At 61.5% G+C, this 16,999-nt stretch carries 12 protein-coding genes and 1 tRNA gene; 3 read left to right on the top strand and 10 right to left on the bottom strand.

The features are described from left to right. Positions 1 to 186 precede the first annotated feature (186 nt). Positions 187 to 1,170 carry a LysR family transcriptional regulator gene (locus AC1D1N_RS19125; RefSeq protein WP_477350373.1) on the bottom strand — a complete coding sequence of 328 codons (984 nt, stop codon included), beginning with the start codon at positions 1,168 to 1,170 and terminating at the stop codon, positions 187 to 189. A 1,417-nt stretch (positions 1,171 to 2,587) separates the two neighbouring features. Next, positions 2,588 to 2,663, bottom strand: a tRNA-Thr gene (locus tag AC1D1N_RS19130). 353 nt (positions 2,664 to 3,016) lie between these two features. On the opposite strand from AC1D1N_RS19130, the gene AC1D1N_RS19135 reads away from it, so the two are divergent. Further along, positions 3,017 to 4,225 carry a hypothetical protein gene (locus AC1D1N_RS19135; protein WP_477350375.1) on the top strand — a complete coding sequence of 403 codons (1,209 nt, stop codon included), beginning with the start codon at positions 3,017 to 3,019 and terminating at the stop codon, positions 4,223 to 4,225. 10 nt (positions 4,226 to 4,235) lie between these two features. Here AC1D1N_RS19135 and AC1D1N_RS19140 read toward each other — a convergent pair whose 3' ends face one another. After that, the gene (locus AC1D1N_RS19140; protein WP_477350377.1) at positions 4,236 to 5,831 is read right to left on the bottom strand and encodes a cisplatin damage response ATP-dependent DNA ligase; all 1,596 of its coding nucleotides are present in this window, start codon (positions 5,829 to 5,831) and stop codon (positions 4,236 to 4,238) included. Position 5,832: 1 nt separating this feature from the next. Then, positions 5,833 to 6,843: a ligase-associated DNA damage response exonuclease gene (locus AC1D1N_RS19145; protein ID WP_477350524.1), complete on the bottom strand. Its 1,011-nt coding sequence runs from the start codon at positions 6,841 to 6,843 to the stop codon at positions 5,833 to 5,835. 105 nt (positions 6,844 to 6,948) lie between these two features. On the opposite strand from AC1D1N_RS19145, the gene AC1D1N_RS19150 reads away from it, so the two are divergent. Further along, positions 6,949 to 7,878, top strand: a complete 930-nt coding sequence (locus AC1D1N_RS19150; RefSeq protein WP_477350379.1) for a methyltransferase domain-containing protein — start codon at positions 6,949 to 6,951, stop codon at positions 7,876 to 7,878. Between the two features lie 108 nt (positions 7,879 to 7,986). Continuing rightward, positions 7,987 to 8,346, top strand: coding sequence for a hypothetical protein (locus tag AC1D1N_RS19155; RefSeq protein ID WP_477350381.1), 360 nt, complete (start codon positions 7,987 to 7,989; stop codon positions 8,344 to 8,346). A 12-nt stretch (positions 8,347 to 8,358) separates the two neighbouring features. Here AC1D1N_RS19155 and AC1D1N_RS19160 read toward each other — a convergent pair whose 3' ends face one another. From AC1D1N_RS19160 to AC1D1N_RS19185, 6 genes are read right to left on the bottom strand one after another with little or no spacing between them, the layout of a single operon-like run. Further along, positions 8,359 to 9,300, bottom strand: coding sequence for a 2-hydroxyacid dehydrogenase (locus AC1D1N_RS19160; protein ID WP_477350383.1), 942 nt, complete (start codon positions 9,298 to 9,300; stop codon positions 8,359 to 8,361). Positions 9,301 to 9,339: 39 nt separating this feature from the next. Beyond that, on the bottom strand, positions 9,340 to 10,968 hold the full coding sequence (locus AC1D1N_RS19165) for an ABC transporter ATP-binding protein (protein WP_477350385.1): 1,629 nt from the start codon (positions 10,966 to 10,968) through the stop codon (positions 9,340 to 9,342). Then, positions 10,965 to 12,104, bottom strand: a complete 1,140-nt coding sequence (locus AC1D1N_RS19170) for an ABC transporter permease (RefSeq protein WP_112560684.1) — start codon at positions 12,102 to 12,104, stop codon at positions 10,965 to 10,967. Before AC1D1N_RS19170 ends, AC1D1N_RS19165 begins: the two co-directional genes overlap by 4 nt. After that, a complete protein-coding gene (locus AC1D1N_RS19175; protein WP_436257918.1) occupies positions 12,104 to 13,201 on the bottom strand; it encodes a microcin C ABC transporter permease YejB in 1,098 nt (365 codons plus the stop codon). The genes AC1D1N_RS19170 and AC1D1N_RS19175 overlap by 1 nt, the downstream gene beginning before the upstream one ends. Positions 13,202 to 13,231: 30 nt before the next feature. After that, positions 13,232 to 15,100, bottom strand: a complete 1,869-nt coding sequence (locus AC1D1N_RS19180) for an extracellular solute-binding protein (RefSeq protein WP_477350387.1) — start codon at positions 15,098 to 15,100, stop codon at positions 13,232 to 13,234. Continuing rightward, positions 15,100 to 16,977 carry an extracellular solute-binding protein gene (locus AC1D1N_RS19185; protein WP_477350389.1) on the bottom strand — a complete coding sequence of 626 codons (1,878 nt, stop codon included), beginning with the start codon at positions 16,975 to 16,977 and terminating at the stop codon, positions 15,100 to 15,102. Before AC1D1N_RS19185 ends, AC1D1N_RS19180 begins: the two co-directional genes overlap by 1 nt. Positions 16,978 to 16,999 lie beyond the last annotated feature (22 nt).

A 16,999-nucleotide genomic window follows, 5' to 3' on the forward strand; every position in this document is an offset into this window, starting at 1 on the left:
TGACTTCCACGCCGCTTCAGAAAGGACCGGTATTGCACTGGTGGGCTTGGCGGCCTGTTAGCATTGTCTTGGGCCGACAAATGGCTGGACAGTGCCGCCTCACCCCTCACGGTGCGTCTACACTGGCAACGCTTGCAACCACGCGACAGCCCTTTCCAGGTGCATCGAGCTGAGTGGCAGGTGCCATCACGACACGTCATACTGCTGCGCCAGCGAGGCGAAAAGCTGGTCGGCGAAACGGGCAACGGCCACCGGTAGGGTGCGGCCCTTGAGTTGGCCGACATAGAGCATGCCAGCGGGCACGTCGCGCGGGTCGAGCGGCCGGGAGGTCATGTCACCGGTCATCGCCTGGTGGGACAGGCCAATTGGGAAATGGAAGGTGATGATATCCTCCGAGATAGCATGGTTGCGCAGGAATTCGAAGCTGTCCGACTGAATCACCGGCTCCAGCTGCAGCGATGACGATTGCGCCCCGATGTCGAGCAGGTAGCGCACGCCGTAACTTGATGTGGGAAGCGCGATTGGATAGTCGAGGCAAGCGCGCAACCGCACTGTCTCGTGAGAAGCCAGCGGATGATCGGGCCGCATAACCGCATGCACCGGCTGGTGCACCCGCATCAGCGTCATGAAAGCAGCCAGCCGGGTTGGCTCGTAGACGATGGCGATGTCGGCCGTGTGATCGACCAAGGCGCGCTCGGCCTCCTCCCGGTCGCGCAGGTGCACTCCGAAGGTCACATTCGGATGTTCCTTGCGGTAGAGTGAGATCTGCATCGGCAGATGGTAGGGCAATAGCGCCTGGCTGCAGGCGATCGCCACATGGCCGCGCCGGGCGCCAGCAAGGTCTGCAATCTGCGATTTCACGTGCTCCATATCGGATAACTGGTTGCGCATGTGCTGCACTAGAAGTTCGCCGGCGCTGGACAATCGCACGCCGTGCGGCAGTCGCTCGAAAATCGCAACGCCCAGTTCGGCCTCCATCGCCAATATACGCCGGTTGAGCGCCGTCGAGGTTATGGCGAGCAATTCCGCGGCGGCGCGGATCGAACCGGTCTTGGCCACCACATCGATATAGTGAGCGGAGTTCAGGTAACGCATCGGCAGCCCCCGGGCATCACCGCTGCAATTCTTGCAGCAGGCTGAACAAAACATAGCACAAGACAGCAGCACCATAATCGATATAATTAAACCTGTCGACATATGAGTGGAGAAGTATCTTCAAGCGACATTGATCATTCAAAATCAATGAAAGCTGGTGCAATGGATTTGTTCCAGCTCCTCCAGTAAATCATTAATCAAAAGGAGAAATCATGCGCTACATATCGTTTGTAAGCTTAGTTTCTCTCGGTTTTGTTGCCATTATAAATGTATCGGCGATTGCCGCCGAGCAATGCAGCGACACGAATGAGTCATCGAGCCTACCAGGTTATATTCATCAATGTAGTGTGACTTCCAAGACCAATATCGACGAAAGCGTCCTAGCAGACGCCGGAGAGCGTAAAAGCTGCGGTTCGGATTGTGCGCAAGTCTACAGTATGTGCACGCCCAGCAGGGGTAGAGACTGTCGCCAAGAATACAAAGCCTGTTCTTGGAAATGCGTCTTTGGCGCGGAAACAACGATTAGCCAGTAGAGAAAATCTGACATTTGAAATCTTTCTGCGGAATTCTTGTTGGGCGTTTAGTGCGCGAGTCGGGCGGATGCGCGCCGAAATTACCATAACTGTTTCGCCCGCCGACCGCTGCGTGTGCACAAGGAGGCTTCTTCCTTGTCAAAAGAAAGGGCCGCGCCGTTGCTCTGGCCTTGTTCCTCTATGCATTGTTCATCGCGGGAATCACTTTTGCTGCCAGAATCGGGATGAACGATGGCGGAAGGAATATTCTTCTTGCCCTAATTATCGTCGCAATCGGGTGGCGCGGCATTCTAGCGACCCGGGTCTACCACGAGGCACACAACCTCAAGACCGAGTGGAAGAGAGTGATTGCGGTTTCGGCCCTCTTCATGGTTCTGGCTATCTTGGCTGTCGTCGGTCTGACTTTTGTGCTGGGTCTGGCTAGACACAGGTTCGGGCCGACAAATGCCTAGACGCTGCCGCTTCACGCCTGACGGGTGCGCCTACACCGGCAACACGTGCCAACTACGCGACAGCCTTTATGTCCAGGTGCATCAGATTGAAGGCACGCCGGTGGGCAGTTCGGCGAGTCATGTACGGTTGAGACTTGGAAGCTTAACCTCACCAAGAGCCTAGACCGGTGGATCTCAGGAACCATCGCCGGTGAATCTGATAACTTGGCGCACAGCCGTTTGCTCATTTGCCCAGAACGAAGTCCGTTGGGAGGGGGCCGGTCCTGATTTGCGGCATGGGAGATAGCGCTTGAGACCAAGGGCAAACAATTGGACAATCTTGATACGGCCTGCAAGCGGGATTGGTTCAATCCGATAACTGATGCCGTCGCCTAGACCGCCATTGTACAGGTGAGACGCGACTCTCATAGGGCTGCCAACGAAGCCTTCTAAGGTGGGTTTTCGGGTGGATGGAAATCCATCCAGTTCTTGTATCCTACTGGGAATAAAGCATTTTCAGTAGAAAATTGGTGCCGCTTAGGTGACTCGAACACCTGACCCCATCATTACGAATGATGTGCTCTACCAACTGAGCTAAAGCGGCCCGGGAAGCGCAGGGCCTCCAAGATCGGCTGGGTGATAGACTCAACCGGCCGCTAATTCAAGATGGGCAACCGCGATTTCAAGGCGGTATCCGGCAAATCGTCCCGGCATTTCCCGTTTGCGCTGGAAGGAGCCACGTCTCGTTTCGTTTTTCGATCGCATGGGAATATCTCGGCGGTCTGCGCGTAAATTGTCCGGGAAGGTGGCGAAACAGGCTGATTTTATTGTTAAAAACCCTGGAAATTGGCTTTCAACGCCCCGCCGAGGCAGAATGCGGACGCTCGCCCGTTGATTGATTGGTCGCCTGCGGCTAACGATCATGGCAATGTGAGCGAACGGACAGGGGAAATTCGCTTGGACGCGATCGAAAAAGCGATCCGCAACGCCTTCGAGAAAGGCAATGCCGAGGACCGGGCGTTTCGCGAAAGGGTCTATCGATCGGCCTTCGCGGCGCTGGATCGCGTCCTTCAGGCCAATCCCGGCGTGACGGTGGAAGCCGCCATCAAGCGCCGCAAGGCGGTGCAGGAAAAGATCACCGAGATCGAATCGGAATTCCTGCCGGCGGTCCCCGATGTCGCCGCGCAGACGCAAGACGCTGCGCAGACGCAAGGCGCCGCTCAGGCCCAAGATACTGCGGAGACGCAAGGCGCCGCCGAAGCGCCTGCTGTCGATGCCCCGACAGGCGTCGCGGCCGGCCCGTCGCCGGCGATCGTCGTTGATGAGCCGGTTCAGCCCGATGCATCCGACGCGCCGCGCTCGCGCGTGCTGCCGGTCGTCCCCGACATCATGCCCGACGCCGCGCTTCCCGGCGCCCCGGCGATCGACATGGCCGATTCCGCGCCGGCCGAGGCCGCGACGGAAGTGGCGCCTGACCGCGACGAAAGGCGGATAAGAGGCCGCCGCCTGCCGCTGACGGCGATCTTCTTTGGCGTCACTTTGCTCGCTGCCGCCGGCATCGGCCTCTATTTCGCCGTCCAGACCGGTGTCTTCAAAACACCGGCGCAACTCGACACGGCCCCGCCCGAGGCGCCGCCGACGGTCGACGATGACGATTTCACGCCGCCCGATACAAACGCGCCGCAGCAGCCTGGCGCGCCGCAACAGCCTGGTGCGGCCGAACAGGCGCGTGACTGGATTAACGTGTTTACACCCACCGATCCAACTCATGTGGCGACGCCCTCCGACGCCAAGGCCGATGTCGTGCAGGACGATACCGGCTCCTTCCTGCGCATCCGCTCCGGCGCGTCCGGCTCGGCTATCAGCTTCGATGTCGGGCAAGGTGTGCTCGAGAAGCTTGCCGGCAAGCATGCCGTGTTCGACATCGTCGCCCGTGCCGAGGACGGCAAGGACACACAGATCTCCATCGACTGCAATTTCGGCGATCTCGGCGATTGCGGCCGCAAGCGCTATGCTGTCGGCCAGCAGCGCAACGAATATCTGTTCGATGTGAAGTTCCCCGACAAGCCCCCAGGCGCGGCCGGCAGCATCGCCATCAACTCCGACTTCGACAAGCAGGGCAAGGCGGTCGATATCTACGAGATTCGCGTCTCGATCGAGCCGTAAACTACGCCTATCAATCCAACAGTGCCTGCAGCGTCTCGATGCGGTCGGCTTCGGTCGTCGGCTTGTCCCAGCGCAGCCGCGAAATGCGAGGAAAGCGCATCGCGACGCCGGATTTGTGCCGGGTCGAGCGGTTGAGGCCTTCGAACGCCACCTCCAGCACCAGCCCCTGCTTGCGGTCGGCGCGCACCGAGCGCACTGGGCCGAAACGCTCGACCGTGTTGTCGCGGACAAATTTGTCGATCTGCTTCAGCTCCTCGTCGGTGAAGCCGAAATAGGCTTTGCCGACCGGCACCAGTTCCTCCGCGCCTGCCGGCCCCGACCAGACGCCGAATGTATAGTCGGAATAGAAGCTGGAGCGCTTGCCGTGGCCGCGTTGCGCATACATCAGCACGGCATCGACCGTGTGCGGATCGCGCTTCCACTTGAACCACGGGCCTTTCGGCCGTCCCGCGAGATAAGGCGAATCCCAGCGCTTCAGCATGACGCCTTCGATGATCGGGTGCGGCGGCGTCCGGCGCAATTCCTCCAGCGACGGCCAATCGGTGAAGTCGACCAGCGGCGAGAGATCGAAGCGGCTGGGGTCGAGCGTCTTGATGAAGGCTTCGAGACGGGCCCGTCGCTCCTGGAAGGGCAGCGCCCGCAAATCCTCGCCGTCGATCTGCAGCGCATCGTAGCAGCGCATGAAGGCCGGGTATTGCTGCTGGATCTTCGGCGTCACGCTCTTGCGATTCAGTCGCTGCTGCAGGTCCGAAAAGGTCCCGGTCGCCGCAGGTTCGCCGACCAGCAATTCGCCGTCGAGCGCGGCGGAAAAATTCATGGCTTCGGCGAGATCCGGAAAGGCGCTGGAGACGTCGTCGCCGGTGCGGGAATAGAGCCGGCGCACACCGCCTTCGCACACCGCCTGGACACGGATGCCGTCCCATTTCCATTCGGCGGCATAGTCGGCCGGATCGAGCTTTTCGAGATCGCCGTCGCCGACCGGGTTCGACAGCATCACCGGGCTGAACAGGGCGAGCGCCGTCCGCTGCGGCTTTTCGGCCTTGCCCTCCAGCCAGGCGAACAACGAGATGTAAGGCGGTGTCAGCCCGTGCCACAGCTCCTCGATCTCGGCGACATCGACCTTGCCGAGATCGGCCAGCGCCTGTTTGGCCAGCCGAGCCGAAACGCCGATGCGCAGGCCGCCGGTGACCAGCTTGATGATGGCGAAGCGCGCCGAAATGCCGGCGCTGTCGAGCAGCCCGGCCAGCACCTTAGGCCCATCGGAGCGGCTTGCCGCCTGCAGTTTCGCCACGACATCGCCGAGCGTCGGCTCACGGTTGGGGATATGGCCCGGCGTTTGCGGCCAAACCAGCGAGACGGTTTCGGCGAGGTCGCCGACATAGTCGTAGGAATAGCCGAACAGCACCAGGTCCATGCGCTCGGTGATCAGCGTGCGCAGCATGGCCGGCTTGACCGCCGCAATGTTGAGGTCGCCGGTAATCGCCGCCAGCGCCAGGCCGCGGTCGGGATCCTCGACGCTGCGGAAATAGTCGACCAGCAGCGTCAGCTTGCCGTTGCGCGACGGCGTCAGCACCAGGCGGTCGAGGAGTTCGGCGAAGCGGTTCAACTCAATCGCCCTCGTCCTCATAGCCGACCAGATGCAGCGGCCGCGCGGCGATGCCTTCCAGCTCACACCAGCGCACCAGCGCTTCCTCGCGGCCATGCGTTACCCAGATTTCGCCGGCGCCCGTCTCCTTGATGGTGGCGGTCAGCTCGTTCCAGTCGGCATGGTCGGAGATGATCAGTGGCAGTTCGACGCCGCCTTGCTTGGCGCGCTGGCGGATGCGCATCCAGCCCGACGCAAAGCACGAGATCGGGTCGGGAAAGCGCCGCGCCCAGCGGTCGGCGAAGGCCGATGGCGGGCCGACGACGATGGCGCCGGCGAAATCTTGCTTGCCGCCGCTGTCCACCGTTGCCGGCTCCAGCGTGCCCAAGTCGATGCCCTGGCTCTGATAATATTCGCTGAGTTTCGCCAGCGCGCCGTGGATGTAGATCGGCCTGTCATAGCCGGCATCGCGCAGCAGCCGCATCACCCGCTGCGCCTTGCCCAGCGCATAGGCGCCAACCAGATGCGATCGCTCGGGAAATTGCGCCGCCGATTTGAGGAGGCGGGCGATCTCTTCCGTGTCGGGCGGATGGCGAAACACCGGTAGGCCGAAGGTCGCCTCGGTGATGAACACGTCGCATTTCACCGGCTCGAAGGGTGCGCAGGTCGCATCCTTCTGGCGCTTGTAATCGCCGGAGGCGACGATGCGCCTGCCCTTGTGCTCGACCGCGATCTGCGCCGAGCCCAGCACATGGCCGGCCGGATGAAAGGTGACGGTGACATCGTTCAGCGCCATTGCCTCGCCGAGCGTCACCGCCTGCGTCGTTCCGGCAAAGTCCTCGCCATAACGCAGTCCCATAATGTCGAGCGTCTGTTGTGTGGCCAGCACCGAGCGGTGGCCGGAGCGGGCATGGTCGGAATGGCCATGTGTGATCAGGGCCCGATTGACCGGCCGCACCGGGTCGATGAAGAAATCGCCGGGCGGGCAATAGAGGCCCTCCGGCCGGGGATGAAGCAGATCGCTGGCGCGCATCCCGTCAAGATAGTGGCTAATTCCGGTGCGGGAAGCCTGTTGCAAGAGACTGCTGACTCGTCCTACAGCCAGCCACCGGCCGCATCAGCCGGCGGACCCATCGCCATGCAAACGCTGAAAACCTCGTCCGGCGACCTGACCGCCGACCGCCGTGCCGACTATGCCGAGATGCTTTTCGGCTCGGGCGACCCTGCGGCAGCAGCGGAATTGCTGCTCGGCGCGCTGGAACTGGCGCCGCAATGGGCGGCGGGCTGGTTCCGCCTCGGCGAGATGCAGGAGACAAGCGAGCAGTTCGACCTGGCGGCGCAGGCCTGGGCGATGGCGCTGAAACTCGACCCGGCGGATCGCCTCGGGGCGACGCTGAAGCTGCAACTGATCGGCAAGGCGCCTGCTGCCGCGGCGCCACCCAGCGCCTTCGTCGAAACGCTGTTCGACCATTATGCCGAAAGCTTCGAGGGCGAGTTGGTCAACAAGCTCGGTTACCGGCTGCCTGAGTTCCTCGATCGTGCCATTCGAGCGGCAAGGCCCGGTCGTTTTCCGCTTGCTCTCGACCTCGGCTGCGGCACCGGCCTGATGGGCGAAAGACTGCGGCCAATCGCCGATCGACTGGTGGGCTACGATATCTCCGCCGCCATGCTGAAGAAGGCGCGCGCCAAGGGTGTCTACGACCTGCTCGCCAAGGCCGACCTGCAACACTTTGCCTATGCCGGTCCGAACGCCGATCTTGTGGTGGCGGCCGACGTGTTCATCTATGTCGGTGCGCTCGACGGCGTGGTGAAGGCCGTCGCCGGCATTCTGGCCGCCAATGGCCTGTTTGCCTTTTCCGTCGAGACGCCAGGCGAAGGCGAGGCGGCGGGTGAAGCCGGTTTCGCGCTGCGGCCATCGCGCCGCTACGCCCATTCTCAAGCCTATGTCGAGAGGGTGCTTACCACCAGCGGCCTGTCGGTGCTGTCCGTGCAGCCCACGGTCATCCGCTTGGATCGCCGCCAGCCGGTCGATGGGCTGGCCGTGCTGGCGACGCTATCGTCTGACTGATGTCTCGTCCTGTTCGAAAATGTGAATAGGATTTTTTCGGCTGGCGCGGCATCAGATAGAATATCTGCCGAGAGAAGGTCCGCTCGGTTCGGCATTGAGGAGAAACGGATGCGCTGGAAAATGATGGTCTTGGCGTCTTGCCTGGCGATGACCGGCTGCATGGGCAGTTCGATGTCCGAACGGCAGGACCAGGACGTGCAATCGTCGCTGCAGTACGACAGCGTGCCTTGCGATCAATTGCTGGCGCAGCGCAACGGGCTGGCGCAGCAATATCATCTTTCGACGGATGCAAAGCCAAGCTTCTCCAATCCGGCCATGGGCTTTGGCCCGTTCACGCCGGATATGCGTTCCAAAAGCAAGCGCGACGTCGATCTGGCAAGCGGCAAGATCGACGCCATGAACCGCTCACTAGAACGCCGCGACTGCGGCAAGTCCAACAAGCAGAAGAAGTTCGCCCTGCCTAGCTGAACCTGGACTTTCTCAGTAACCAGCCTTGCGATCCACCAGATTGTCGAGCTTTTCGCCGCGCTCGAAGGCATTCATCTGGCGAAGCATGATCGGCGCCAGGTGAACGGGGTCCGAGGTTGCCGCCGCATGCGGCGTCACGAACACTTTCGGATGGCCCCACAGCGGGCTGGTTTTCGGCAGCGGCTCGACCTCGAAAACGTCGAGGCTTGCCTCCTTCAACGTGCCGTCATCCAGCGCGCGCAAAATGTCTGCGTCCTTTTGCAGCCGGCCGCGCCCGGCATTGATCAGCACCGAGCCGCCGAGGCCATTGCGCTTGCGCAGTTCCTTCAGCACGCCGTGGTTGATGATGCCTTGCGTGTCCGGCGTCAGTGGCAACAGCACCACCAATATGTCGGTGGCGTTGAGGAAGGGGATCAGTCCGGCCTCGCCGGCATAGGTCGAGACGCCTTTCATGGTCTTGTCGTTTCGCGACCAGCCATTGACGGCAAAACCGAGCGACAACAGCACCGACGCGGCCGCACGGCCGAGATTGCCGAGCCCCATAATGCCGACCGAAATGTCGCCGGCCGGCCGTTGCGGCGGCTCGTGCCAGATCTTCTTCGGCTGTTGGGCGCGGTAGAGCATGCCCTGGCGGTGATGGTCGAGCACCCGCCACACGACATATTCGGTCATGTACTGGGTAAGATTGTCGGCGACCACTTTGACGATCGGCACGTCGGGCAGGCCGGGATCGGCGAAAATGTGATCGACGCCGGCGCCGATCGAGAAGATGGCACGCAGATTGGGCAGCGACTTCAAGAGGTTCGGCTTCTGCTTCCACACCACCGCATAGGTGATCGACGGGTCCGAAGCACCGTCCGGCTCCAGCACCACCTCGCGTTCCGCCGACAGCAGCTCGCGCCAGCGCTGCGGATGAAAGCCGGTGACGGCAAGCAGGATTTTGCCTTTTTCCATTTGCGGATTTTTCTTCCCTGTTAGTCCAGCCTGAACCCGTTATTCGCTGACGATGCCGACCGGCGCCGTCTCGATCCTGAACGCGGCCGAGATCAGCGCCTTGGTATAGTCGGTCTGCGGCCGCTCGAAAATCTGTTCGGACGGGCCGCCTTCGACGATCTTGCCATTGCGCATGACGATGACGTCGTTGGCAAGGGCGCGAATGACTTTCAGATCGTGGCTGATGAACAGATAGGCAAGGTCGTGCTTGGCCTGCAGATTGCGCAACAGGTCGACCACTTGCGCCTGCACGCTCATGTCGAGCGCCGAGGTCGGCTCGTCCAGCATGACGAAGTGCGGATTGAGCACCATGGCGCGCGCTATGGCGACGCGCTGGCGCTGGCCGCCGGAGAATTCATGCGGATAGCGGTTCCTGGTTGCGGGGTCGAGCCCGACCTCCTTCAGCACGTCGACGACCTTGTCGTCGCGCTGGTCGGGCGAGAGTTTCGGCTCGTGGATCTTCAAGCCTTCCTCGATGATTTCCGACACCGACATGCGCGGGCTGAGCGAGCCGAACGGATCCTGGAAGACGATCTGCAATTCGCGCCGCAGCGGCCGCATGGCGTTGAACGACAACTGGTTGATATCGCTGCCGTTGAACTGGATGGTTCCCGTCGACGAGATCATCCGGGCCAGCGCCAGGCCAAGCGTCGTCTTGCCGGAACCGGATTCGCCGACGACGCCAAGCGTCTGGCCGGCGCGCACGGTAACGTCGATGCCGTCGACCGCCTTCACATTGTCGACGGTGGTGCGGAAGAAACCCTTCTTGATGGGAAACCAGACCTTGATGTCCTTGCCGGTCATGACAGGCTTGGCGGCGGCGTTTGCGGCCGGCGGCTTGCCTTTCGGCTCGGCCGCCAGGAGGTGCTTGGTATAGGCGTGCTGCGGGTTGGCGAAGATCTCCTTGGTCGGCCCGGTCTCGACGATCTTGCCCTTGGTCATCACGCAGACCCGGTCGGCGATCTTGCGGACGATGCCGAGATCATGGGTGATGAACAGCATCGACATGCCCTTGCGGGCCTTCAGCCCCGCCAGCAATTCGAGAATCTGCGCCTGCACGGTGACGTCGAGCGCCGTCGTCGGCTCGTCGGCGATCAAAAGTTCGGGCTCGTTGGCCAGCGCCATGGCGATCATGACGCGCTGGCGCTGGCCGCCTGACAGCTGATGCGGATAGGCGTCGAGGCGTTTTTCCGGCTCGCGAATCCCGACCTCGTTGAGCAGCGCCAGCGTCCGCGCCTTGGCCTGGCGGTCGCCCATGCCCTGGTGCAGCGCCAGGATCTCGGCGATCTGCTGCTCGATCGTGTGCAGCGGATTGAGCGAGGTCATCGGCTCCTGGAAGATCATGGTGATCTTGTTGCCGCGCACGCTGCGCAACTGCTTTTCGTTCATCGCCAGCAGGTCGGCGCCCTGGAACAGGATCTTGCCCGAGGGATGGCTGGCTGTGGGGTAGGGCAGCAGCTTCAGCACCGACAGCGCCGACACCGATTTGCCCGAACCGGATTCGCCGACCAGCGCCACCGTCTCGCCCTTGGCGAGATCGAAGGAAATGTGGTCGACCGCAACCGACTGGTTGCCGCCTTGCGTGAAGGCAACGCTGAGATCGCGGACGGAGAGCAGGGGCTCGCTCATCGGAACGCCTTGCGCGGATCGAACGCGTCGCGCGTCGCCTCGCCGATGAACACGAGCAGCGACAGCATCAGCGAGATGACGACGAAGCCGGATATGCCAAGCCAGGGGGCATTGAGGTTGCTCTGCGCCTGTTTTAGCAGTTCGCCGAGCGAAGCGGTGCCTGGCGGCAGGCCGAAGCCGAGATAGTCGAGCGAGGTCAGCGTTGAGATTGAGGCGCTGACCAGGAAAGGCATGAAGGTCAGCGTCGCCACCATGGCGTTGGGCAGAAGATGGCGCAACATGATGGTGCGGTTGGACACGCCAAGCGCGCGGGCAGCGTTGACGTACTCGAAGTTGCGGGCGCGCAGGAATTCGGCGCGCACCACGCTGACCAGCGACGTCCAGGAGAATAGCAGCATCAGCCCAAGCAGGATGAAGAAGCCGGGCGGCAGGATGGCGGCGACGATGAGCAGCAGATAGAGCAGCGGTATCGCTGACCAGATTTCTATGAAGCGTTGAAACAGAAGGTCGGTCCAGCCGCCGAAATAGCCTTGCAGCGCGCCGGCCGCGACGCCGATCACCGACGAGCCCGCGGTCAGGATCAGTCCGAACAGAACGGAAATCCTGAACCCGTAGATGATGCGCGCCAGCACGTCGCGCGCCTGGTCGTCGGTACCCAGCCAGTTCCAGTTGCCGACAATGCAGTCAGGATCGGCAGCGCCCTGCGGATACTGGCTGCATCGCTTCTGCGCGTCGTATTCCCACGACGGTTTTGCCGGAGCGGCGTCGGGGATCGCATTGTTGACGGTGCGGTAGGAATAGCGGATCGGCGGCCAGATCATCCAGCCATTGGCGTTGATCTCGTCGCGGATGACCGGGTCGCGATAGTCGGTGACGGCGTAGAAGCCGCCGAACTTTTCTTCCGGGTAGGCGACCGCCACCGGGAACAGGATCTCGCCCTTGTAGTAGGCGACGATCGGCCTGTCGTTGGCGATCAGTTCGGCAAACAGCGACAGCACGAACAGAGCGAGGAATATCCACAACGACCAGTAGCCGCGCCTATTGGCCTTGAAGTTCTGCCAGCGCCGCAGGTTGAGCGGTGACAGCCAGGGTCGCGCGATCCTTGTCGGTGTCGTCTCGGCTGCGGCCTGCGTCATCAGACGTCTCTCCGCTCGAAATCGATGCGCGGATCTACCCATGTGTAGATCAGGTCGGACAGCAGCGTCACGAACAGGCCAAGCAGCGAAAATATATAGAGGTTGGCGAACACGACCGGATAATCGCGCGCCAACACGGACCTGAAGCCGAGCAGCCCGAGACCGTCGAGGGAAAAGATGTTCTCGATCAAAAGCGAGCCGGTGAAGAAGGCCGAGATGAAGGCAGCGGGAAAGCCGGCAATGACGATCAGCATGGCGTTGCGGAACACATGTCCGTAGAGCACCCGCCCCTCCGACAGGCCCTTGGCGCGGGCAGTCACCACATACTGTTTGCGGATCTCTTCCAGGAAGGAGTTTTTGGTCAGCAGCGTCGTCGTGGCGAAGGCCGACAGCACCAGCGCCGTCAGCGGCAAGGTCATGTGCCAGAAATAATCGACGATCTTGTCCGGCCACGACAATTGGTCCCAATTGTCGGAGACGATGCCGCGCAGCGGGAACCAGTCCCAGAACGAGCCGCCCGCGAAAAGCACCATCAGCAATATGCCGAACAGGAAGGCCGGTATGGCATAGCCGATGATGATCACGCCGCTGGTCCAGACGTCGAAGGCGGAGCCGTCCTTGACCGCCTTGCGGATGCCAAGGGGAATCGAGATCAGATAGGAGAGCAGCGTGATCCACAGCCCGAGCGAAATTGAAACCGGCATCTTCTCCAGGATCAGGTTGAGCACCGAAATGTCACGGAAATAGCTGTCGCCGAAATCGAAGCGCGCGTAGTTCCACAGCATCATGCCGAAGCGTTCGAGCGGCGGCTTGTCGAAGCCGAACTGCTTTTCCAGCTTCTTGATGAATTCCGGGTCGAGCCCTTGCGCGCCGCGGTATTTCGAGCCGACGTCGCCGGCCACATCGAAATTGCCGCCACCTCCTGCATCGCCGCCGCCGCTGCCGAGGCGGTCGCTGCCGCCCTGGTTGGTCAGGCTGGCGATAACCTGCTCGACCGGTCCGCCCGGTGCGAATTGAGTAACGACGAAAGCGACCGCCATGATGCCGAGCAGGGTCGGGATCATCAGCAGGATGCGTCGCAGTATGTAGGCGCCCATCAGGCCGCCAGTCCTGCGCGAACGGTCATGTCAGGCTTTGCCAATTTTTGCCGCCTTGCCCTTGTCGACCCACCAGAGCGCTTCGACCGGAAAGCCGAAATCGGGTTTCCGCTCGGGAAAACCAAACATGTCCCAATAGGCGCTTCGGTGATTCGCCAGGAACCAACTTGGAATCCAATCGCGTCGTGCACGCAAGACCCGGTCGAGCGCGCGCATGGCAATTGTCAGGCTTTCGCGATCCTCGGCGGCGCCAGCGGCGTCGACCAGGGCGTCGATGGCCGGGCTCGATGTTCCCGGCAGATTGCGTGTTCCCGACAGGGTGGCGGCTCGCGAATGAAAAAACAGTTCCAGATCGTCACGGGTTGGCGTGGCGCCGAAAATGAAGGCGGCCGAAATGAGGTCGTAATCGAACGAATTCTGTCGCAGCTGATACTGCGTCGCATCGACCAGCCGGATCGAGGCATCGATGCCGACCGCCTTCATGTTTTCGATCCAGGGAGAGTAGACCTGTTCGAAAATCTGGTCGTCGACCAGGAACTCTGCCGATAGCCGCCCGCCCTTGTCGTTCACGACGAAATCGCCGGAGCGTTTCCAGCCGGCCTCGGTTAAAAGCTTGGCCGCCTTGCCAAGCAATCGGCGGTCACGGCCAGAGCCGTTCGATACGTCTTGGATCACGGCTTCGCCAAAAGCCTCAGCGGGGACCTGATCTCGCAGCGGTTCGAGAAGAGCCAGCTCTTGCGGCGACGGCAAGCCTTCGGCACGAAAATCGGATTGCTCGAAGCAGGATTGCGATCGCTCATAGGAGCCGTAAAAGAAATTGCGCCGTGTCCATTCGAAGTCGAAGCAGAGGCCGATCGCCTGGCGCACGCGCGAATCGCGGAACTGCTCGCGCCGCTGGTTGACGGCAGTGGCCTGCATGGACGGCATGGTTTCAGCCGGGAATTCGTGCTTCACCACCTTGCCGGCAATGAAAGCGGGGAAGTCGTAGCCAGTCGCCCAAATGCGGGAGACGGCTTCCTCCTTGTAGAGGATTTCTCCCTTCTTGAACGCCTCGAAGGAAGCGTTGCGATCCTGATAGAACTCGACGCGGATGCGACCGAAATTGTTCTGGCCGCGATTGACCGGCAGGTCGTTGCCCCAATAGTCAGCCACGCGCTCATATTCGATCCACGCCCCCGCCGACCAGCGGCCGACCTTGTAGGCGCCTGACCCCAGCGGCGGGTTCATCTGCGAGGAATCGAACGGGTTGGCAGTATAGAAAGCCTTTGACAGGATCGGGAACGCGACGACGTTGAGGATGGTGCGGCTTGTCTGCTTGCCGGAGAATTTGAGCTGCAGCGTGTGGGTATCCACGGCGATCGCGTCATCCAGATGCGTCAGTGTCAGCGAAAAGTCCGGATGGCCCTTGTCCTTGAGTAGCTTGAAGGTGAAGGCGGCGTCTTCAGCGGTAAGCGGCGTGCCGTCATGGAAACGGGCTTGCGGGCGCAGCGAGAAGGTGAAACCGTTCCGGTCGTCGGAGATCGTCACCGCGTCGGCGATCAGCCCGTAGACGGCGTCAGGCTCGTCATATGCCCTCACCATCAGCGCGTCGAAGCACATCTCCATGCGCTGCGGCGAATCGCCCTTGGGCACGAAACAATTCAGCGTGTTGAAGGTCAGCGGCGTCTGGTTCCAGCCCCAGGTGCGTGGCAGGAAATTGAAGGTGCCACCTTGCGGCGCATCGACATTGACATAGTCGAAGTGGGTGAAGTCCGGTTTGTACTTGAGGTCACCGAAAGCCGATAGTCCGTGCAGCTTCGCGCCGGTCGGGCTGGCGGCGAAAGCCTTGCCCGGAAGCAGCGCAGCAGCGGCCGCGGCGCCACCGAGGGCCAGAAAGTCGCGGCGAGGAAGCACCGCCATCAATTGCTGCCCTTGTACTTGGTGGCCAGCGCCTTTTCCTTGTCCGCATCGATCCACCAGGAATCGATGTCGGCGCCACGGTAGCCGGGCTGCTTTTCCGGGATGCCGAACTTGTTCCAGTAAGCGAGCCATACCACGGCGCGGTAGTATTGCGGCACGACATAGTAATTCCACAGCAACACGCGATCGAGCGCATGCGTGGTGGCGACGAGGTCATCGCGGTCCGTGGCAAAAATGATGCGGTCGACAAGGTCATCGACGACCGGGTTCCTGATGCCGGAATAGTTGCGCGATCCCGGTGTGTCGGCTGCTTTCGAACTCCAGAAATCGCGCTGCTCGTTGCCGGGCGATTCCGACTGCTGAAGCTGCCCTGTGATCACGTCATAATCGAAATTTCTGACGCGGTTCGTGTACTGGCTCGGGTCGACGATGCGCAATGTCGCATCGACGCCGATCTTGCGCAGATTGGCGATCCAGGGGCTCGAGATAACCTGGTCGGTTTCACCCGAGCCGAGGATTTCAAACCTGAATGGCTCGCCGGTCTTGGCGTTGACCATCTTGCCGCCCTTGATCACCCAGCCGGCCTGGGCGAACAGGTCGACCGCCTGCTTCAGATACTTGCGCTCGGCCTGCGGCGAATCGTAGACCGGCAGCTTGAATTCCTGGGTGAACAGTTCGGGCGGCAGCTTGTCGCGGTACTTCTCCAGGATTTCCAGTTCCTTGCCTTGCGGCAGGCCGCTCGAGGCCAGTTCCGTGCCTTGGAAATAGCTGTGGGTCCGGCTGTTGAAACCGAAGAACAGCGTGCGGTTCATCGATTCGAAATCGAAGGGGTAGGTGAGCGCGGCCCTGACCAGACGATCGGCAAACAGCGGATGTCTCTGGTTGAGCATGAAAGCCTGCATCGGCTCGGGCGAGGTGGTCTTGAATTCTTGCTTGATCACGTCGCCGGCCTTGATCGCCGCGAAATCGTAAAACGTCGCCCAGCGCTTCGAGCTGTTTTCCGGCTTGATGTCGTCGAGGCCACCCTTCTTGAACGCCTCCCAGGACGCGTTGTCGTCAAGAATGTAGGTGAAATGCTGGGTGTCGAAATTCTCGCGGCCGATTTTCACCGCCAGCTTGGCACCCCAATAGTCGGGCACGCGCTGCCAGACGATTTCCGACCCCGCTTTGAAGCTGGCGATCTTGTAGGCCGCCGAGCCTAGCGGCGGTTCCAGCGTCCCCTTGGTGATGTCTCGCTTCTTGCCGTTGGCGTCGGTGCCTTCCCACCAATGCTTGGGCAGCACAACGAGGTCGCCGAGGATCTTGGGCAATTCGCGATTGCCCTTCTGGTCGAAATGAAATTCGACCTCACGGTCCGAGACCGCGACTGCGTCGGTGACGTTTTCGAAATAGCGGCTGTACATCGGGCTGTTGGCCTTCAGCACCTGGAACGACCAGATCACGTCCTCGGTGGTTATCGGCTGCCCGTCATGCCATTTCGCGCGTGGGTCGAGCCGGTAGGTGGCCGAGGAATAGTCGGTCGGGTATTTGTAGGCATCGGCGATGAGCGGGTGGCTGACGCTGCCTTCGTCAGTCGCCTGATCCATCAGCGTGTCGTAGAGCAGGCCGCCGCCAAATGGCTGCAGGCCGGCCGCCGGCGAGCCCTGCACGATGTAGGGATTGAAGCTGTCAAATGTGCCGGAAACGACCGAATTGTAGGTTCCACCCTTCGGCGCGTCCGGGTTCACATAATCGTAGCGTTGGAAATTCTCGCCATATTTGGAGGGACCGATCAGCGAGGAGGTGGTGCGCCACTCGTCCGCCAAGGTCGCCTGCAGGCCGCCTGCGAGGGTGGCCACAACCAGAAAGGACCTCAGAAGCGTACGGCCAACCGTCATGCGTTCTCCTCTTCGCGATGCC

The organism is Mesorhizobium sp. P2_B5, from assembly GCF_056404775.1.